The organism is Streptococcus sp., assembly GCF_041802885.1.
In the GTDB taxonomy this organism is placed as follows: domain Bacteria; phylum Bacillota; class Bacilli; order Lactobacillales; family Streptococcaceae; genus Streptococcus.
Map to the genome: position 1 here is coordinate 49,192 of NZ_JBHCHN010000021.1, position 17,579 is coordinate 66,770.

General features: G+C 48.1%; 20 protein-coding genes. 18 read left to right on the top strand and 2 right to left on the bottom strand.

Annotation, left to right across the window (positions count from 1 at the left end):
- Nucleotides 1–27: 27 nt before the first annotated feature.
- The 13 genes from ACEYCN_RS03560 to ACEYCN_RS03620 all read left to right on the top strand — a co-directional run bounded on the left by ACEYCN_RS03560 (nucleotide 28) and on the right by ACEYCN_RS03620 (nucleotide 11,241).
- Nucleotides 28–1,425: a serine hydrolase domain-containing protein gene (locus ACEYCN_RS03560; RefSeq protein WP_373712929.1), complete on the top strand. Its 1,398-nt coding sequence runs from the start codon at nucleotides 28–30 to the stop codon at nucleotides 1,423–1,425.
- Nucleotides 1,426–1,620: 195 nt separating this feature from the next.
- On the top strand, nucleotides 1,621–2,964 hold the full coding sequence (gene xseA, locus ACEYCN_RS03565) for an exodeoxyribonuclease VII large subunit (protein WP_373712930.1): 1,344 nt from the start codon (nucleotides 1,621–1,623) through the stop codon (nucleotides 2,962–2,964).
- Nucleotides 2,939–3,157, top strand: coding sequence for an exodeoxyribonuclease VII small subunit (locus tag ACEYCN_RS03570; protein ID WP_373712931.1), 219 nt, complete (start codon nucleotides 2,939–2,941; stop codon nucleotides 3,155–3,157). Before xseA ends, ACEYCN_RS03570 begins: the two co-directional genes overlap by 26 nt.
- Entirely contained in the window at nucleotides 3,157–4,023 is an 867-nt protein-coding gene (locus tag ACEYCN_RS03575; protein WP_373712932.1) for a polyprenyl synthetase family protein, read from the top strand. The genes ACEYCN_RS03570 and ACEYCN_RS03575 overlap by 1 nt, the downstream gene beginning before the upstream one ends.
- A complete protein-coding gene (locus tag ACEYCN_RS03580) occupies nucleotides 4,016–4,837 on the top strand; it encodes a TlyA family RNA methyltransferase (RefSeq protein WP_373712933.1) in 822 nt (273 codons plus the stop codon). Before ACEYCN_RS03575 ends, ACEYCN_RS03580 begins: the two co-directional genes overlap by 8 nt.
- The gene (locus ACEYCN_RS03585) at nucleotides 4,830–5,252 is read left to right on the top strand and encodes an arginine repressor (protein ID WP_373712934.1); all 423 of its coding nucleotides are present in this window, start codon (nucleotides 4,830–4,832) and stop codon (nucleotides 5,250–5,252) included. The genes ACEYCN_RS03580 and ACEYCN_RS03585 overlap by 8 nt, the downstream gene beginning before the upstream one ends.
- Nucleotides 5,253–5,255: 3 nt before the next feature.
- Complete coding sequence (gene recN / locus ACEYCN_RS03590) at nucleotides 5,256–6,914, top strand: DNA repair protein RecN (RefSeq protein WP_373712935.1); 1,659 nt, start codon at nucleotides 5,256–5,258, stop codon at nucleotides 6,912–6,914.
- 33 nt (nucleotides 6,915–6,947) lie between these two features.
- Nucleotides 6,948–7,598 (top strand): HD domain-containing protein, encoded by a 651-nt coding sequence (locus tag ACEYCN_RS03595; protein ID WP_373712936.1) that lies wholly within the window; start codon nucleotides 6,948–6,950, stop codon nucleotides 7,596–7,598.
- 87 nt (nucleotides 7,599–7,685) lie between these two features.
- Entirely contained in the window at nucleotides 7,686–8,516 is an 831-nt protein-coding gene (locus ACEYCN_RS03600) for a DegV family protein (RefSeq protein ID WP_373712937.1), read from the top strand.
- The gene (locus ACEYCN_RS03605; RefSeq protein WP_373712938.1) at nucleotides 8,509–9,351 is read left to right on the top strand and encodes an SGNH/GDSL hydrolase family protein; all 843 of its coding nucleotides are present in this window, start codon (nucleotides 8,509–8,511) and stop codon (nucleotides 9,349–9,351) included. Before ACEYCN_RS03600 ends, ACEYCN_RS03605 begins: the two co-directional genes overlap by 8 nt.
- On the top strand, nucleotides 9,323–9,916 hold the full coding sequence (locus ACEYCN_RS03610; protein ID WP_373712939.1) for a YpmS family protein: 594 nt from the start codon (nucleotides 9,323–9,325) through the stop codon (nucleotides 9,914–9,916). Before ACEYCN_RS03605 ends, ACEYCN_RS03610 begins: the two co-directional genes overlap by 29 nt.
- Nucleotides 9,917–10,009: 93 nt before the next feature.
- The gene (locus tag ACEYCN_RS03615) at nucleotides 10,010–10,285 is read left to right on the top strand and encodes an HU family DNA-binding protein (protein WP_373712940.1); all 276 of its coding nucleotides are present in this window, start codon (nucleotides 10,010–10,012) and stop codon (nucleotides 10,283–10,285) included.
- Nucleotides 10,286–10,515: 230 nt separating this feature from the next.
- Nucleotides 10,516–11,241, top strand: coding sequence for a CBS domain-containing protein (locus tag ACEYCN_RS03620; RefSeq protein WP_373712941.1), 726 nt, complete (start codon nucleotides 10,516–10,518; stop codon nucleotides 11,239–11,241).
- 49 nt (nucleotides 11,242–11,290) lie between these two features.
- On the opposite strand, the gene ACEYCN_RS03625 is transcribed toward ACEYCN_RS03620, so the two are convergent.
- Nucleotides 11,291–12,709 (bottom strand): glycoside hydrolase family 1 protein, encoded by a 1,419-nt coding sequence (locus tag ACEYCN_RS03625; RefSeq protein WP_373712942.1) that lies wholly within the window; start codon nucleotides 12,707–12,709, stop codon nucleotides 11,291–11,293.
- 221 nt (nucleotides 12,710–12,930) lie between these two features.
- On the opposite strand from ACEYCN_RS03625, the gene ACEYCN_RS03630 reads away from it, so the two are divergent.
- Nucleotides 12,931–14,313: a 6-phospho-beta-glucosidase gene (locus ACEYCN_RS03630; protein ID WP_373712943.1), complete on the top strand. Its 1,383-nt coding sequence runs from the start codon at nucleotides 12,931–12,933 to the stop codon at nucleotides 14,311–14,313.
- A 29-nt stretch (nucleotides 14,314–14,342) separates the two neighbouring features.
- On the opposite strand, the gene ACEYCN_RS03635 is transcribed toward ACEYCN_RS03630, so the two are convergent.
- Complete coding sequence (locus ACEYCN_RS03635; RefSeq protein WP_373712944.1) at nucleotides 14,343–15,230, bottom strand: LysR family transcriptional regulator; 888 nt, start codon at nucleotides 15,228–15,230, stop codon at nucleotides 14,343–14,345.
- 108 nt (nucleotides 15,231–15,338) lie between these two features.
- Between ACEYCN_RS03635 and ACEYCN_RS03640 the strand changes: the two genes are divergently transcribed.
- From ACEYCN_RS03640 to ACEYCN_RS03655, 4 genes are all read left to right on the top strand, one after another.
- On the top strand, nucleotides 15,339–16,175 hold the full coding sequence (locus ACEYCN_RS03640) for an SDR family oxidoreductase (protein ID WP_373712945.1): 837 nt from the start codon (nucleotides 15,339–15,341) through the stop codon (nucleotides 16,173–16,175).
- A gap of 74 nt (nucleotides 16,176–16,249) precedes the next feature.
- Nucleotides 16,250–16,627 (top strand): stress response transcriptional regulator NmlR, encoded by a 378-nt coding sequence (gene nmlR, locus ACEYCN_RS03645; RefSeq protein WP_373712946.1) that lies wholly within the window; start codon nucleotides 16,250–16,252, stop codon nucleotides 16,625–16,627.
- A 21-nt stretch (nucleotides 16,628–16,648) separates the two neighbouring features.
- Nucleotides 16,649–17,068: a cupin domain-containing protein gene (locus ACEYCN_RS03650; RefSeq protein WP_373712947.1), complete on the top strand. Its 420-nt coding sequence runs from the start codon at nucleotides 16,649–16,651 to the stop codon at nucleotides 17,066–17,068.
- Between the two features lie 11 nt (nucleotides 17,069–17,079).
- Nucleotides 17,080–17,430: a carboxymuconolactone decarboxylase family protein gene (locus ACEYCN_RS03655; protein ID WP_373712948.1), complete on the top strand. Its 351-nt coding sequence runs from the start codon at nucleotides 17,080–17,082 to the stop codon at nucleotides 17,428–17,430.
- Nucleotides 17,431–17,579: the final 149 nt, after the last annotated feature.

Consider the following 17,579-nt stretch of genomic DNA (forward strand, 5'->3'; position numbering starts at 1 on the left):
TACTGAAAGAAAAAAGGAGATGATAGGATGAAAAAACAGTTCAAAAAAATATTCAGCTCTTTTCTGGTGGTCTGTCTGGCTAGTTTTCTATTGATTAGCAGCACCGTCTTTGCTGCAGAAGACATAGACTATCGGGCTATTAGTCAACAAATAGCTCAGGATGTGGAGGCTTACCGGATTCCTGCTATGGCGGTGATAGTGGTGGACAAGAATCAAGTAGTATTTCAAGAAACCTATGGAGAAAATGTCAGTCCTGATAGTCCTTTTATCATCGGTTCGATGAGCAAGTCCTTCACCGCACTTGCCATCATGCAACTGGTAGAAAAAGGAAAAATTGACTTGACTGCTCCGATTTCAACCTATATCGATGCTTCCAAATGGTTTGTAAAGGATGGTCAAGATGAGAAAGTGACTGTGCGTGACCTTCTCCATCATACTAGTGGCCTTGGGACCTATCAGACCTTTGGTCACTTGGAAATAACAGACTCTTATGGACAGCACCTCTATGCCAATGCCAATTATGGTTTGCTGGGGTTAATCATTGAAGCAGTGAGTGGAGAATCTTATGAGTCCTATGTGACAAAACATATTTTTCAGCCACTGAAGATGAGCCAATCTTCAGCCTCCCTGCAAGCCAGTATCGAAAAAGGCTTAATAGCAGGTTACCGCAATTACTTTGGCTTGCCCATTTCAGGTCCAGCGGATTATCCAGGTCCCATCGACAGAGGGAGCTGGGGAAGTGTTCCTGCGGGTTACCTCTCAGCCAGCATATCGGATATGGGTAGATATCTGCAGATGTATCTGAGAGATGGAGACGCCATAATCAGCAAAGAGAGTGTCCAGCAGATGTTTTATGATACGGTGCCAGTTGATGATGAGGGTCTTCGATATGGTCTGGGCTGGGGCTATACCGAAAAAAGATTGGACCAGCCCCTTCTTGTGCATGCAGGTTTGGTGGAGAATTATACTTCCAAAATGTTTATCCTCCCTGAAAAAGAGATTGGCGTGGTAGTGTTGGTCAATATGAACGACTACTTGGTGACCAATAATGTACTGGATACAATCGTCGATCCCTTGCTTGGTGAGCCTCGAAAAGATCTGCCAAATCACTATCTCCTTCTCCATCTGGCCATTGATGCCCTATATCTGCTATTGACCATCATCAGTATTTATTCTTTCATCACCATTGGAAAATGGAAGCAAAAAGAGAAAGGGATGAAAACCTATATTCTGGATATTCTGCGCCATTTTCTTCTTCCAGTAGGTCTGCTCTGTCTCCCGCTCTTGGTTGGCAGTCCGCCTCGGATCATCTGGCTCTTTGTCAAAGATTTATTTGTTGTTCTCTATTTCAATGCCTGCGTCCTCATACTCATTGGAGTGTATAAATTATTTCTTATCTGGAAGAATAGACAAAATCAGTCCTAGGACCGATGAATAGGGAGAAGTTTTAGGTTATACTATACTCAATCCTAAATATTTTTCATAATCTCCACAAAAGCGGCAGTCAGCAATGGCTGCTGTTTTTGTGTGGAAAAGTTTGATGCTTCCTAGCTTTCCGCTACCCTTTTTTATGCAAAAAATGGTATAATTGTATAGATATACAGCGAAGAAAAGGGTTTTATGACAGAATATTTATCGGTCTCCCAGTTGACCAAGTATTTAAAGTTAAAATTTGACCGAGATCCTTATCTGGAGCGGGTTTACCTGACAGGTGAGGTGTCCAACTTCAGGCGGCGGCCGACCCATCAATACTTTTCCCTCAAGGATGAAAAGGCGGTCATCCAGGCTACCATCTGGGGCGGTGTTTACAAAAATCTAGGTTTTGAGCTGGAGGAAGGCATGAAAATCAATGTCATCGGCCGAGTCCAGCTCTATGAGCCCAGCGGTTCCTATTCCATCGTCATTGAAAAAGCTCAGCCAGATGGGGTCGGGGCATTGGCCATTCGCTTCGAGCAGTTGAAAAAGGCCCTGGCCCAGGAAGGCCTTTTTAACCCGGAGTGGAAACAGGTCCTGCCTCAGTTTGTCCAAAAAATCGGAGTCATCACCAGTCCAAGTGGAGCGGTTATCAAGGATATTATCACCACCGTTTCCCGGCGGTTTCCCGGTGTTGAAATTGTCCTCTATCCCACCAAGGTACAGGGAGATGGAGCGGCCCAGGAGGTGGCAGCCAATATCCAGGCTGCGAATCAGCGGGATGACTTGGATGTTCTCATTGTCGGTCGTGGCGGTGGCTCCATTGAAGACCTCTGGGCCTTCAATGAGGAAATCGTGGTGCGGGCCATCTTTGAATCTCGGATTCCCATCATTTCCAGTGTGGGCCATGAAACGGACACTACCTTGGCTGATTTTGTGGCGGATAGGCGGGCTGCAACCCCGACAGCAGCGGCGGAGCTCGCAACACCAGTGACCAAGGCGGATATCCTGGCCTGGATTGGGGAGCGGGAAAACAGGGCCTATCAGGCAGCCCTCAGAGCTATCAAGCAGAGGCAGGAGCGTTTGGAAAAGTCTAGCAAATCGGTCATCTTTCGGCAGCCTGAGCGGCTCTATGATGGCTATCTGCAAAAATTGGATGGACTAATGACTCATTTGCAGTCAGCTATGCGCCAAACATACAGGGAGAATCTGAACGCAGAGAGAATCCTAAGCCAGCGCCTGCGGTCCTTGGACCTGCAGGGGCGTTTGACCAGCCTGAAAGAGAAAATCCAGCAGCAGGAGCGCCTCTTAAGGAGCAACATGGCCAATAGCTATGACCAGAAGGTGGCCAAGGCAGACAAGCTAATGGAGGCCTTGACCATGCTGGATACCAGCCGAATCGTGGCGCGTGGTTATGCCATGGTGGAGCAAGGGGGGCATGTCGTTGACAGTGTGTCCAAAATTGATGAGAAGGAAGCCATGACCATCCGGATGCGGGACGGTCAAGTTCATGTGGAGGTAAAAGATGTCCAAAGAGACGAAAACATTTGAAGAAAATTTAGCGGAATTGGAAGCAGTGGTGACCAAGTTGGAGCAGGGGGATGTGGCCCTAGAAGAGGCTCTGTCTGAGTTCCAAAAGGGGATGAAGTTATCAAAGAGCTTGCAGAAAACCTTGAAGGAAGCAGAAGAAACCCTGGTTAAGGTCATGCAGGCTGATGGGACAGAAACAGAGATGGATGCCTGATGGACAAGTTACAGGGAATTGATGCGGCTATCCGCCGCTTTTACGGGCAAGAGGCCGTTTCTGAGGAGCTGATCGAAGCCATCCTTTATTCGGTAGATGCGGGAGGGAAACGGATTCGCCCTCTCATCCTCCTAGAACTCTTAGAAGGCTTTGGTCTGGACTTGACGGAGGCCCATTTTGATGTGGCAGCAGCCTTGGAGATGATTCATACGGGCAGTCTCATTCATGATGACTTGCCGGCCATGGATGATGATGATTACCGTAGGGGGCGCTTGACCAGCCACAAGAAATTTGATGAGGCCACGGCCATCTTGGCTGGGGATAGTCTCTTCTTAGACCCCTTTGGCCTCTTGGCAGAGGCAGACTTACCAGCTCCTGTCCTTGTGAACCTAATCCAGGCCTTATCGGCTGCTTCTGGCACCTTTGGCATGGTTGGTGGCCAGGTCTTGGACATGAAGGGAGAGGGGCAGGACTTGAACTTGGACCAACTTTCGGCTATTCACGCCAATAAAACAGGCCGGCTCTTGGCCTTTCCCTTTGAAGCAGCGGGCATCATTGCTCAGCAAAGCTTGGAAGTTCGCCATCAGCTCTTTGAGGCCGGCAGCCTGGTCGGTCATGCCTTTCAGGTGCGTGATGACATCTTGGATCTGACAGCCAGCTTTGAAGAGATTGGTAAGACACCTAAGAAGGACATTCTGTCTGAGAAGTCAACCTATCCAAGTCTGCTCGGTCTGGAAAAATCTTATGAGATTCTAAAGGAATCCCTCGATCAAGCCCAAGCTATCTTCAAAGATTTGCAGCAGCAAGTTGGTTTTGACCCTGAAAAGATCCTGGAAATGCTAGAAAGGTTGCGACTGAATGTCTAAGGAAAGAGTGGATGTTTTGGCCTACAAACAGGGCCTCTTTGAGACCCGTGAGCAGGCCAAGCGAGGTGTCATGGCTGGCTTGGTGGTTTCGGTTCTTAATGGTGAGCGCTTTGACAAGCCAGGTGAAAAAATCGATGAGGCTACTGAACTCAAACTCAAGGGAGAAAAACTCAAGTATGTCAGCCGGGGCGGTCTGAAGCTGGAGAAGGCCTTGCAGGTCTTTGCTATCTCGGTGGAGGGTTTGACCACCATTGACATCGGGGCCTCGACCGGTGGCTTTACGGATGTCATGCTGCAAAATGGTGCAGCCCTGGTTTACGCTGTTGATGTAGGGACCAATCAGCTGGTCTGGAAATTGCGCCAGGATGAGCGGGTCCGCTCCATGGAACAGTACAATTTCCGCTATGCTGAGAAGGATGACTTTACAGAAGGTCTGCCTAGCTTTGCCTCCATCGATGTCAGTTTTATTTCTCTGCGGCTCATCCTGCCAGCCCTCAACAAGGTTCTGGCTGACGGTGGGCAGGTCGCGGCCTTGATTAAGCCCCAATTTGAAGCCGGCCGAGAGGCTATCGGAAAAAATGGCATCGTCCGAGACAGGGGTGTTCATGAAAAAGTTTTGAAAGATGTTGTTTCTTTTGCCATGGAATACGGATTTACAGTTAGGGGACTGGATTTTTCTCCTATCCAGGGTGGCCATGGCAATATCGAATTTTTAGCTTATTTAGAAAAATCACAAGCGCCACAAAATCTCCTAAAAGATTCGCTGGGGGAAGTCGTGGCCAGAGCACATGGAGAATTTACAAAAGATGAATAAAAAAGAACGCTTGAATCTGATTAAGGACTTGGTGGTTCGCTATCCCATCGACACCCAAGAAGAAATGGTAGAAAAATTGAGCGAAGTTGGTGTCCACGCGACCCAGGCTACCGTCTCCCGCGATATCAAGGAGTTGGGGATTGTCAAGGTGCCAGTGGGCAAGGGCTACATTTATGGCCTGCCAAAGACAGGCAGCTCCAAGGTCCAAAATAAAAATGTCCTCAGCATTGACTCAATGGATAAGATGCTCCATCTCAATCTGGTACCGGGCAGCACAGCTGTGGTCAAACGCCAGATTTTGGAGCGCTTCAAGGACCATATTTTCAGCATTATCACGGATGACGACAGCATCCTCATCATCGTCAAGGAAGAGATGGCTCTTCCGCAAATTGAGCAAACAATAAGGGTTTGGTAAAGCATGTTACTAGAAATTTCCATTAAAAATTTCGCCATTATCCAGGAGGTTTCCCTGACCTTTGACAAGGGCATGACTGTCCTAACCGGGGAAACGGGTGCCGGGAAGTCCATCATCATTGATGCCATGAATCTCATGCTAGGTAGCCGGGCCACGACAGATGTCATCCGCCATGGCAGCCCCAAGGCTGAGATTGAAGGCCTCTTTTCGCTGGAAAAAAATGCGGAATTGGAAGACATCTTGACCCAGCAAGGGATTGCGGTGTCAGATGAGCTAATTATTCGCCGGGAAATCCTGGCCAATGGCCGCTCAGTCAGCCGTGTCAATGGTCAACTGGTCAATCTGTCCGTTCTAAAGGAAATGGCTCCCTATCTGGTAGACATCCATGGTCAGCATGATCAAGAAGAATTGATGCGGTCCAGCCACCATATCGGCCTTCTGGATAGCTTTGGTCAGGCGGATTTTCAGGAGCTGAAAGCTAGCTACCAGCAGGTTTTTGAAGCCTATCGGACCCTGCGCAAACAGGTCTTGGACAAGCAAAAAAATGAACTGGAGCACAAGGCCAGAATCGAGATGCTGGAATACCAGATTGCAGAGATAGAGGCAGCAGACTTGCAGGCAGGTGAGGATGTAGCTCTCTTGCAGGAGAGAGACCGCCTGCTCAACCACAAGCAGATTGCGGATACCTTGACCAATGCCTATGCGATGCTGGAAAACGAGGATTTCTCCAGCCTCTCCAACCTTCGTTCGGCCATGAACGACATGCAGTCGGTGGAAGAATACGATAAGGATTACAAGGAAATCTCCCAGCAACTGACCGAATCCTACTATGTCATCGAGGACATCAGCAAGCGTTTGGCGGATATCTTGGAGGACTTGGACTTTGATGGCAACCGCCTCCTGCAGGTGGAAAACCGTCTGGACTTGATCTATTCCATAAGCAGAAAATACGGCGGCCAAGTCGATGATGTCTTGGAATATTTTGCCAAAATCAGCCAAGAATACCAGCTGCTGACAGGCTCCAACCTGACAGGTCAAGACCTAGAAGGCCAGCTCAAGGTTTTGGAGGCAGACCTGATTGCAAAAGCAGGGGAGCTCAGCCAGGCCAGACGGGAATTGGCTCAAGTCCTGGAAAACCAGATTCATCAAGAGTTGCAGGACCTCTATATGGAAAAGGCTCGCTTCCGTGTGGACTTTTCCAAGGGCAAATTTGGCCGTCAAGGCAATGAGCAGATAGAATTTTACATTTCAACCAACCCAGGTGAGGACTTCAAGCCCCTGGTTAAAGTGGCTTCTGGTGGGGAATTATCCCGGCTCATGCTGGCCATCAAATCAGCCTTTGCCCGCAAAGAAGGCAAGACCAGCATTGTCTTTGACGAGGTGGATACGGGCGTGTCGGGCCGGGTGGCCCAGGCCATCGCCCAGAAAATTTACAAGATTGGCCAGTTTGGCCAGGTCTTGGCTATTTCTCACCTGCCACAGGTTATTGCCATTGCGGACCATCAGTTCTATATTGAGAAAATTTCTGATGAAGCGTCCACGGTTTCCCAGGTCCGTCTTTTGACCTTTGAGGAAAGGGTGGAAGAAATCGCCAAGATGCTGGCGGGTGATGTGGTGACAGAAGCAGCCAGAACCCAGGCCAGACAATTAGTTTCAAAGTAAGCGCCAGCTTACTTTTTTTGAAAGAGGAAAGAGATGAAAGAGGAAAAAATCCTGCAAGAAGTAGCCACTTATGTGGAGCGAAAGTTATCAGGTGAGGGAAGTGGGCATGACTGGTGGCATATCGTCCGAGTCCGAAAGCTGGCAGAAAAGCTGGCCCTAGCTGAAGGGGGAGACTCCTTTATCTGTCAGTTGGCCGCCCTGGTCCATGATTTGGTGGATGATAAGTTGGTGGCTGATGAAGGGCTGGCCTTGGCAGAGGTCAGGGACCTATTGACCAGAGTGGGAGTCGCTGCAAACCAGACTGATCAGGTGCTGACCATTATTCAGTCTATTTCCTACAAGGGAGGAAATCAGAACCATCTGGTCTTAAGCTTGGAGGGGCAAATCGTCCAAGATGCCGATCGGCTGGATGCCATGGGGGCCATTGGTGTGGCTAGAACCATGGCCTATTCGGGTCATCATCAGCGGATTATTCATGACCCAGAGGTGGCGGTCCGTCAGAACATGACCCTGGATCAATATCGGTCTCATCAGGGCACCGCTATTACCCATTTCTACGAAAAGTTGCTTCTCTTAAAGGACTTGATGAATACCAAAACAGCCCAGGAGCTGGCCAAGGGGAGGCATGCATTTTTAGAAGCCTATCTGGACCAGTTCTTTGCAGAATGGGATGGTCAGCGCTAGGTCGCCTCTATAAAGTAAATGAAAAATGCCCCTATTTTGGCATTTTTTTGATATAATAAGAGCAGAAATTGTAAAGTAGGAAGTTATATGACAGTGAAGATTGTAACAGACTCCAGCAATACCATGGAGCAGGACCTGGCTCAGGAACTGGGTATCACTATTGTTCCTCTGACCAGTATGGTCGATGGGGTGGTCTATTCTGATTTGGACCTGAAAGAGGGTCAGTTTTTGGAATTGATGCGAACCAGCAAGACCTTGCCCAAAACCAGTCAGCCTCCAGTCGGTCTTTTTGCGGAAGTTTTCTCTGATTTAGCTAGTGATGGCAGTCAGATTATTGCCATCCATCTTTCCCATGCCTTATCTGGAACGGTGGAAGCCGCCCGGCAGGGTGCAACCCTATCAGGCGCAGACGTGACAGTTGTGGATTCTGGCTACACAGACCAGGCTATCAAGTTCCAGGTTGTTGAGGCGGCTCGTTTAGCCAAGGCGGGAGCCAGTAAGGAGGAAATCCTTGTGGCAATCGAAAAGGTCAAGGAAAAGACAGAACTTTATATTGGCGTATCAACCTTGGAAAATCTGGTGAAGGGCGGACGCATTGGCCGTGTAACAGGCTTGCTGAGCTCTCTTCTCAATATCCGTGTCATCATGACGATGAAAGACCACCAGCTAGAGCCAGTAGCCAAGGGTCGCGGTAATAAGACGTTCAAAAAATGGCTGGATGAATTTGTTGCTGGCTTGCAGGGAAAACAAGTGGCTGAAATCGGGATTTCCTATGCCGGTTCTTCTGCCTATGCTCATGAAATGAAGGAGCGCTTGCAACCTTTTGTGCCTACACCTATTTCTGTCCTAGAAACCAGCTCTATCATCCAAACCCATACGGGTGAGGATGCCTGGGCCATCTTGGTGCGCTATGAATAGTCGGAAAATATTACAGGGACTGGTCTTCTTTTTTACCAGTCTTTTAGGTTTTGTGTTCATCTTCCATGTTCTTGTGCCTTCTGCTCAGCCAGTTTTGACCAAGGCGGATTATCAGACAAGAAAGGTGCAGCAATTCTCCTATGTAGCCTTGGGCGATTCCTTGACCCAGGGGGTTGGCGACACGACCAATCAGGGGGGCTTTGTTCCCTTGGTCGCCCAAAGTTTGACCAACGAAGAAGGCTATCAGGTGGATGTCAAAAATTTTGGTGTGGCAGGCAATACCAGCAATCAAATCCTCAAGCGGATGAAAGAGCAGGCTGAGATTGCGGATGCTTTATCCAAGGCGGATTTGATGACTCTGACGGTTGGGGGCAATGACTTGCGTAAAGTCATTTTGGACAACATTACCAGTCTTAAAATATCAACTTTCAAGAAACCCTCTGTGGCGTATAGCAAGCGCCTCGTAGAAATTATTGAATTGGCCAGAAAAGACAATCCTGATCTACCTATTTATGTTTTGGGAATTTACAATCCTTTCTACTTGAATTTTCCTGAAATGACGGATATGCAGACGATTGTAGACAATTGGAATCAGACAACCCAGGACACCATTGCCAAATTTGACAAGGTTTATTTTGTGCCTATCAACGATCTTCTATATCAGGGAATTGATGGCCAGGAGGGAATTGTGCAGACATCGGGAGAGGCGACCAAAATCATCAATGATGCCCTTTTTCAGGGAGACAATTTTCATCCCAATAATACGGGTTATGAAATCATGAAACGAGCAGTATTGGAGAAAATTCGTGAGACAAAAGATAAGTGGAAAAACTAATATTTGGAAGTGGCTTTTCCTCATACTATTGGCAGCAGTGTTGGGTTTGGGTCTAGTTTTAATGAGTCGCGTAACCACCTACAGAGAAGATACCAGTCAGATTGCAGTCAAAAAAGGGACTGAAACCAAAATTGGGACCTTTACGACGACAAGAGATCAGCTGAATGATACAGTAGCGACCTATTTAAAAGATTACCAAACCAAGGATTTCACCTACAAACTTTATGCCAGCAATCAAATGGTCTTGTTTGAAGGTGAGTATGTTTTTTTGGGGCAAAAAATTCCCCTCTATATCTATTTTCAGCCCAGCAAATTGGAAGATGGCAGTGTCTTGCTGACGGTTTCAGAAGTTTCAGCTGGTACTCTGGGCCTGCCACGGGCTGAAATCTTGACCTATCTCAAGAAAAATTACAAGTTACCAGACTTTATTTCTGTGGATGTTGAGGCATCCAGTATTCTGATTCAGACAACCGCTATCACCAATAATTTGGGCATTTATGTAAAAGCTAATACCATAGACCTCTATAATGATCAGATTATCTTTGATATTTACCGGAAAAAGTAGGTTTTGCATGTAAAAAGCTTGACCAATTCAAGTTTTTTCGGTAATATAATAGAGTGAGTATTAACTCAGAAAATTTTTGGAGGATTTAGCAAAATGGCTAATAAACAAGATTTGATTGCAAAAGTTGCAGATGCAACTTCATTGACTAAAAAGGATTCAGCAGCAGCTGTAGACGCAGTATTCGCAGCAGTAGCTGACTACCTTGCAGCTGGTGAGAAAGTTCAGTTGATCGGTTTCGGTAACTTCGAAGTTCGCGAACGCGCAGCTCGTAAAGGTCGCAACCCACAAACTGGTAAAGAAATCACTATCGCAGCTTCAAAAGTTCCAGCATTCAAAGCTGGTAAAGCTCTTAAAGACGCTGTAAAATAATAGCGACTTAAAAAGCCTATTGCATCAAGCTTTCTAGCTTGTGCAGTAGGCTTTTTTGTTGTTTTTGGGGCATTTTTGGGGCATAAAATCAGTAGTTTTCCATGATGTCTGTGGCGTTGGATTTTGACTTTCGATCTGTTTTGGTCAACTCCAAGGGTCATTCTCAAAATTGAGCCAGTCACCCTTTTCTATGCTATAATATATAAAAATAAGTTAGGAAGTGTGTGCATATGTCCCAGGAAGAGTTTCTCAAGGTCTTCAATGATTTGGAGCAGACGCTGCAGAACAAATACGATACGACGGAGACCATTTATGATTTGTTGGAGCGGGAGAAGAATGCGGTAGAAAATAATCCAACCAAGGCCAATTGGGAAATCTTGGATATTGCTAGGCGTCTCCGCAATATTCTGGCCCACGAAACTAGGACGACCTTGCCAGTGGTGGCGACACCCTCCCAGCAAATCATTGATGTACTAAAAAAAGTGACCCATGACTACCAACATCCCAAGACCCTGGGCGATTTTTTGGCAGAAGGGGAGCGGGAGAAGATTTTATCCTTCCAGCTTCAGGACCAGCTGACGGAAGTTTTGAAGGCTATTCATGAAAAACATTTTAACCAGTTTCCAGTCTTTGATGAGGCGGGCTATGCTGGCCTGATTTCCAACAATGGGATTGCCAGTTGGTTGGCGGCCTTGAGCGAGCAGGGTAGGTCTGTCGGTCTGGATTTGACTGGGGTCAGGATTTCTGAAATCTTGCCTTTTGAGGAAAATGGCGATACGGTCATCAGACTTTCTAAGGACACCAGCCTCTTTGAGACCCTTCATCATTTTACAGGAAGCAAGGTAAGGCTGGTTCTGGTCTGCCAGTCAAAGGACCTGTCCATTCAAAGACCAGCAGATATTGCTGGAATCATTACCAAATCGGATCTTGGCCAGATGGTTAAGGACCTGCGCTAAATCCATTTCCAAAGTAAAATGCCTGACCTAGGTCAAGCATTTTTTTCTTTTAGTCGGACAAGTCTTGGCCATTGCTAGCAATGACTTTCTTGTACCAGTAGAAGGAATCCTTGCGGTAGCGTTTGAGGGTCTTGAGGTCAAAGTCGTCGCGGTCAACGTAGATGAAGCCGTAGCGTTTCTTGATACCCTCGTGGGTGGAAATGAGGTCAATGGCAGACCATGGATTGTAGCCCATCATCTCCACTCCATCTGTGATGGCCAAATGGATTTGCTCGATGTGGTGGCGGAGGTAGTCTATGCGGTAAGGGTCGTGGACTTTGCTATCCTCTGTTAGAGTATCATAAGCTCCTAAGCCATTTTCCGTGATGAGAATCGGTAGGCGGTAGCGGCTATAAATCTCTCTGACCGTTGCGCGGAAGCCGATAGGGTCAATCTCCCAGCCAAATTCGGTCTTGACCAGGTTGGGATTTGGAACGCTTCTGGCGATACCTGGGAAGGTTTGGCGGGACTGCTGGTCTCCAACCACACCGGCCTGATCCTCTTCAGTAGAGGCTTCGACGGTCGCGGTATTGTAGTAGTTGATTCCAAGGAAGTCTGGCTTAGCAGCCTTCATGATGGCTAAGTCTTCGGCGGTAACCTGAGGAGTAGCATCGTTTTCTTCCAGGTAGGACCAGACAAGGTTGTTGTAAACCCCGTAAACTGCTGCGTCCAGATAGAGCCAGTTGCGGATAGCGTTAAAGTTTTGCGAAGCAATCACATCTTCTGGCTTAGAGGAAGCGGCATAGACTAGGGCGATATTGGGAGCTGGGCCAATCTTGGCCTGCGGCAGCATTTGATGGCAAATCTGCATGGCCTTGGCTTGGGCAACCAGCTGATGGTGGTTTTGTTGGTAAATTTCCTTGGTCAGATTGGTGGTGCCTTCTGGAACATGGAGGGTACCGATAATGGGACCAACCAGGGTCAGCATGTTTTGTTCATTGATGGTTAACCAATACTTGACCCGGTCGCCGAAGTTTTCAAAAAGAACAGTGGCAAATTCTGCGAACCAGTCGATGGATTCCCGTTTGGACCAAGAGCCACGCTCATCCAGAGCAGCTGGCATGTCGAAGTGGAACATGGTCACGATGGGCTCGATGCCGTATTTCAAGCACTCGTCAATCAGGTTATTGTAAAAGGCGATTCCTTGAGGGTTGACTGCTCCAGTGCCTTCTGGCAAAATACGAGACCAGGAGATGGAGAAGCGGTAGGATTTGAAGCCCATTTCAGCCATCAGGGTGATGTCTTCCTTGTAGCGGTGGTAGTGGTCAACAGAGACTGAAAGATCTGAAGTTCCTTCTGGAATCTCTTTGACATCCTGGCAGGATGGCCCCTTGCCATCTTCCAAGGCAGCTCCCTCAACTTGGTAGGCTGATGAGGATGCACCCCAGAAAAAGTCATCTGGGAAGGGTTTGAGGTCTTTATGAAGCATAGGATTCTCCTTTTTTATTAGATTTACAGGCCAGGGGCCTGTTTGCATTCTTATTTAATAGTATACTAGCGGATAATGGGGGACGCCAATGATATAAACCGCATTCCTGGTATTATCCTCTGATGTTCTTTGCTTTTCCTCCGAAGTTGGCTAGAGATTCTTGTAAGTGTTTTCAAAATGGTTTAGAATGGGGGCAAGAAAACAAAAAGTGAGGTGTTCTGATGACAAAAGGACTGAAAATTGCGACCATCGGTGGTGGTTCCAGCTACACACCAGAATTGATGGAGGGCTTTATCAAGCGTTATGAGGAGCTGCCCATCAAGGAAATCTGGCTGGTAGATGTGGAAGCTGGCCGGGAAAAACAAGAAATTGTCGGTGCCATGGCTCAGCGGATGTGGGATGCTTCTCCTTATGATGTCAAGGTTTATACAACTCTCAATCGGGAAGAAGCCTTGAGGGATGCGGATTTTGTCACCACCCAGTTTCGTGTCGGCCAACTCAATGCTAGGGTCAAGGATGAACGGATTCCCTTTTCCTATGGGCTTTTAGGCCAGGAAACCAATGGGGCTGGCGGTATGTTCAAGGCCTTTCGGACCATTCCAGTCATCCTGGAGGTGGTGGAGGACATGAAACGCCTCTGTCCAAATGCCTGGTTGATCAATTTTGCCAATCCAAGCGGCATGGTGACGGAAGCTGTCCTCCGCTATGGGAAGTGGGATCGGGTTATCGGCCTGTGCAATGTACCGGTCATGGCTAAGATGACTGAGGCCATCATGCTGGACAGACCGGTTGAAGATTTGATTTATAAGTTTGCGGGTGTCAACCATTTCCACTGGCACAAGGTAGCTGATAAGGCTGGCAATGATGTGACTCCACTGGTTATCGACAAGCTCTATCAGGAGGACAATGGTCTGCCAAAAAATATCCACGGCGTGCCCTTCTATCGGGAGCAGCTGGATGAGATGAATATGATTCCATGCGGTTACCACCAATATTATTACCGGGCAGAAGAGATGCTGGCCCATGGTTTGGAAGAGTATGCAACGGTGGGAACCAGGGCAGAGCAGGTCAAGGCCCTGGAAGCAGAGCTCTTTGAGCTCTACAAGGACCCTGCCCTCAACTATAAACCAAAGCAGTTGGAGGAAAGGGGCGGAGCCTACTATTCGGATGCGGCCTGTGAAACCATCGCCTCCATCTACGCCAATAAGAATACAGAAATCGTGGTCTCCACCCGCAATGATGGGGCAGTTCCAGATTTACCAGCGGACTGTGCAGTTGAAGTGACAGCCTACTTAGGTGCCCAAGGTGCCCGAAATGTGGCCTTCGGCCCTCTTCCAACTGCTGAGCGGGGTTGGTTGCAGGTCATGAAAGCCATGGAACTCCTGACCATTGAAGCAGCAGTGACAGGCAACTATGCCCTGGCCCTCCAAGCCTTTACCATCAATCCCCTGATTCCATCAGGAGCAACGGCCAAGCAGGTCATGGACGAGCTCTTTGTGGCCCACAAGGCCTATTTGCCACAATTTGCCGAGGTGATTGCTAAGTTGGAAGCTGAGGGTATCACCATCAAGGATGAAAAAGTTCGTGCTCTGATGGGAGAATAAGCATAAAGAAGACCTCGGGGTCTTCTTTTCTATAAATTCAGTTTACTTTGGTCATAGAGTTCCTGGAGAAGGGCGATGAGGTTGGCAAGGGCTGGGTTGAGCTGGTCTTGGTGGCTGACAAGGACCAAGTCAAAGGATTCGGGACAGTCAAAGGGAATCCAGGCAAAGACCCCGCTGTGGTCGTTGAGATAGCCTGGAGATAGACAGATGGCCTTATCACTGGCCACCTGTATCAGGGTGAAATCATGGGTGGGGCTATTGAAATAGTGGATGGGCACTGTGCTGAGAACCCTTTGCTGGACCTGGCGCAGGGTTTGGGAAGAACCGCCATTAACCAGGAGGGTTCTGCCAGCCAAATCCTGTGCGGTCACCCTGTCCAGCTGGGCCAAGGGGTCCGTCTGTTGGCAAAGCAGATAAATCTGGCTGATATAGAGGGGATGGATGACCACGTTGCTTAACTTCTGCGCTTCCTGCTTGGGGAGGAGAATGAGGTCCAATTCCTTGTGCAAAAAGGCTGTTAGAGAATCATTTGGAGCCTGAATCTCGGGGACAATCTGGACATCAGGATGCATTTGTTCAAAGAGCTTCATGGCTTGGGGCAAATAGTAGAGGGCGCTGCGGGAGGCAAAGCCAATTTTGATGGAGTCTGTGTAAATCTCCCCCATGTTCTGGGCCTGTTCGATGGCAAATTGGAGGTCAACTGAAATCCGTTGGAGGGAAGTGACCAGTTGTTGGCCAGCAGGTGTCAGGCGAATGCTCTTTCCTACTCGGTCAAAAATGGCAAAACCCACTTCCTCCTCGATGACCTTGATTTGGTAAGATAGAGCCGGTTGAGAAATGAAGAGATTTTCAGCCGCTCGACTGAGGTTGAGGGTCTTGGCGGTTTCGATAATGTAGTCCATCTGCTTGGTATTCATGGAAGCTCCTTATAAAAATATTTTATAAATAATCTAAAATATGTATTGGATATTTTTATTATAAGGAATTATAATCAAATCATCAAGTAGAAAAAAAGGAGAAAGTCCATGACAAAAGAAGTAGTATTAGTAATAGGGGCAGGGCAAATTTCCCTAGCCATTACGCGTCGGGTGGCCTTTGGCAAGAAGGTGCTTTTGGGGGATAAATCCTTAAAAAATGCGCAAGCAATGGCACAAATCTTAGCCCAGGCAGGTTTTGATGTGGAGGCGGTGGAGATGGACCTGGCCTCTCGGGAATCAATCAAGGCCTTTATCGCAAGGGGGCAGAAATTTGGCCCCATCAAATACCTGATCAATGGGGCTGGGGTATCTCCTTCTCAGGCTTCCATTGAAACCATCCTCAGGGTGGACCTGTATGGGACTGCGGTGCTCTTGGAGGAAGTTGGCAAGGTCATCGACAGCTCTGGAGCTGGAGTGACCATTTCCAGTCAGTCAGGCTTTCGGATGCCGGCCCTGACGGCCCAAGAGGATAGGCTTCTGGCCACCTGCCCGACAGAGGATTTGTTGAAGTTAGATTTCTTACAGCCGAGCGTCATTCGGGATTCTCTTCATGCCTATCAGCTGGCCAAGCGGGCCAATGAGAAGCGGGTCATGTATGAGGCTGTTCGCTGGGGAGAGCGGGGCGCTCGCATCAATGACATTGCTCCTGGAATCATTGTGACACCCTTGGCTCTGGATGAGTTCAATGGACCCCGCGGGGATTTTTATAAAAATATGTTTGCCAAGTCGCCCGCTGGCCGGCCGGGGACGGCAGATGAGGTTGCCCATTTGGCGGATTTGCTGCTGAGTGAACGGGGGCAATTTATCACTGGCTCCACCTTTCTCATCGATGGCGGTGCAACAGCTAGCTTTTTCTACGGGCCACTTCAGCCTGAAGAGGAGTAAGAGGCTGTTTTGGCTTGACTTGAAGTGTACTCCAAGGCTTATAATAGAGAAAATGATGGAAGGGAGGTCTTGCCATGAATATTAAGAAGGTCAGTAACTTGACGGGGGTATCGGCCGATACCATTCGCTACTATGAGCGGATTGGCTTGATTCCGCCAGTAACTCGGAATCAATCGGGAATCCGGGATTTTACGGAGCGAGAGATTGGGCTTCTGGAATTTGTCCGTTGCTTTCGAAAGGCTGGTGTCAGCGTCGAGGCCTTGATTGACTATGTCACTCTCCTGGAAGAGGGGGAGGGGACAGAAGAAGCCAGGCTGGCTATCTTGAAGGAGCAGGCGGAGAAGCTGGATGCCCGTTTAGCGGAATTAAGGGCGGCGCGTGAGCGCTTGGCCTATAAGATTGACAATTATCAAGAGGTGATTTCTCAGAGAGAAAAGGAACTCTTTGACTAGAACTTTTAGAAGGAGGAAACAATGGCACGATTTGAGGAATTAAAGGAAAAGGGGAACTTTCCTTTGGGCGAAAAAAATGAGGCTTACGCTCAATTCTTTACCGGTCAATCCTACCTGAAAGCCTTGGCTCAGGCACCTGATGGGCATTTTGGGGTGGGAAATGTGACCTTTGAGCCTGGCTGCCGCAACAACTGGCACCGCCATCTTGGAGGTTACCAAATCCTGCTGGTAACAGGGGGACAAGGGCTCTATCAGGAAGCTGGAAAACCAGCCCAGCTCTTGCGCCAAGGCGATGTGGTCGTCGTTGCAGATGGTGTCAAACATTGGCATGGGGCGACAGCAGATTCCTGGTTTAGTCATGTGGCGATAACAGCTGGTCAGGCGGAATGGCTGGAGGAAGTGTCTGATCAAGACTATGCCCAGGCCCATCCAGGAAAATAGGAGAAAGAAATATGACTGAAAAACAAGAAAAAATCGTACAGACTGCTGGTCGTGATCGACTGGGGGACTTTGCACCAGAATTTGCCCACTACAATGACGACATTCTTTTCGGTGAAAACTGGAACAACCAAGACCTTGACTTGAAAACCAGGTGCCTCCTGACTGTGACAGCTCTCATGGCTCAAGGAATCACGGATGCTTCTTTGGAGCACCACCTGCAAAATGCCAAAAATCATGGGGTTAGCCAGGCAGAAATCGTCGCGGCCATCACTCATGTTGCCTTCTATGCTGGCTGGCCCAAGGCTTGGGCTGTCTTCAATCTGGCCAAGGGGATTTGGATGGAGGGAGACAAAAATGCCTGACTTAGAGGTGAACCGCACCCCAAAAGTTAGACAGACAAAATCTAACTTTTGGGGTGTTATTTTTATGAAATTGAGCTATGAAGATAAAATCAAAATCTATGAACTACGTCAAAGTGGCCAGTCTATCAAGACCTTGTCAAAACAGTTTA

Excerpts from the sequence above, each read along its gene's own strand:
- ACEYCN_RS03560 (WP_373712929.1), top strand. The coding sequence starts at position 28 with ATGAAAAAACAGTTCAAAAAAATATTCAGCTCTTTTCTGGTGGTCTGT.
- xseA (WP_373712930.1), top strand. The coding sequence starts at position 1,621 with ATGACAGAATATTTATCGGTCTCCCAGTTGACCAAGTATTTAAAGTTA.
- ACEYCN_RS03570 (WP_373712931.1), top strand. The coding sequence starts at position 2,939 with ATGTCCAAAGAGACGAAAACATTTGAAGAAAATTTAGCGGAATTGGAA.
- ACEYCN_RS03575 (WP_373712932.1), top strand. The coding sequence starts at position 3,157 with ATGGACAAGTTACAGGGAATTGATGCGGCTATCCGCCGCTTTTACGGG.
- ACEYCN_RS03580 (WP_373712933.1), top strand. The coding sequence starts at position 4,016 with ATGTCTAAGGAAAGAGTGGATGTTTTGGCCTACAAACAGGGCCTCTTT.
- ACEYCN_RS03585 (WP_373712934.1), top strand. The coding sequence starts at position 4,830 with ATGAATAAAAAAGAACGCTTGAATCTGATTAAGGACTTGGTGGTTCGC.
- recN (WP_373712935.1), top strand. The coding sequence starts at position 5,256 with ATGTTACTAGAAATTTCCATTAAAAATTTCGCCATTATCCAGGAGGTT.
- ACEYCN_RS03595 (WP_373712936.1), top strand. The coding sequence starts at position 6,948 with ATGAAAGAGGAAAAAATCCTGCAAGAAGTAGCCACTTATGTGGAGCGA.
- ACEYCN_RS03600 (WP_373712937.1), top strand. The coding sequence starts at position 7,686 with ATGACAGTGAAGATTGTAACAGACTCCAGCAATACCATGGAGCAGGAC.
- ACEYCN_RS03605 (WP_373712938.1), top strand. The coding sequence starts at position 8,509 with ATGAATAGTCGGAAAATATTACAGGGACTGGTCTTCTTTTTTACCAGT.
- ACEYCN_RS03615 (WP_373712940.1), top strand. The coding sequence starts at position 10,010 with ATGGCTAATAAACAAGATTTGATTGCAAAAGTTGCAGATGCAACTTCA.
- ACEYCN_RS03620 (WP_373712941.1), top strand. The coding sequence starts at position 10,516 with ATGTCCCAGGAAGAGTTTCTCAAGGTCTTCAATGATTTGGAGCAGACG.
- ACEYCN_RS03625 (WP_373712942.1), bottom strand. The coding sequence starts at position 12,709 with ATGCTTCATAAAGACCTCAAACCCTTCCCAGATGACTTTTTCTGGGGT.
- ACEYCN_RS03630 (WP_373712943.1), top strand. The coding sequence starts at position 12,931 with ATGACAAAAGGACTGAAAATTGCGACCATCGGTGGTGGTTCCAGCTAC.
- ACEYCN_RS03635 (WP_373712944.1), bottom strand. The coding sequence starts at position 15,230 with ATGAATACCAAGCAGATGGACTACATTATCGAAACCGCCAAGACCCTC.
- ACEYCN_RS03640 (WP_373712945.1), top strand. The coding sequence starts at position 15,339 with ATGACAAAAGAAGTAGTATTAGTAATAGGGGCAGGGCAAATTTCCCTA.
- nmlR (WP_373712946.1), top strand. The coding sequence starts at position 16,250 with ATGAATATTAAGAAGGTCAGTAACTTGACGGGGGTATCGGCCGATACC.
- ACEYCN_RS03650 (WP_373712947.1), top strand. The coding sequence starts at position 16,649 with ATGGCACGATTTGAGGAATTAAAGGAAAAGGGGAACTTTCCTTTGGGC.
- ACEYCN_RS03655 (WP_373712948.1), top strand. The coding sequence starts at position 17,080 with ATGACTGAAAAACAAGAAAAAATCGTACAGACTGCTGGTCGTGATCGA.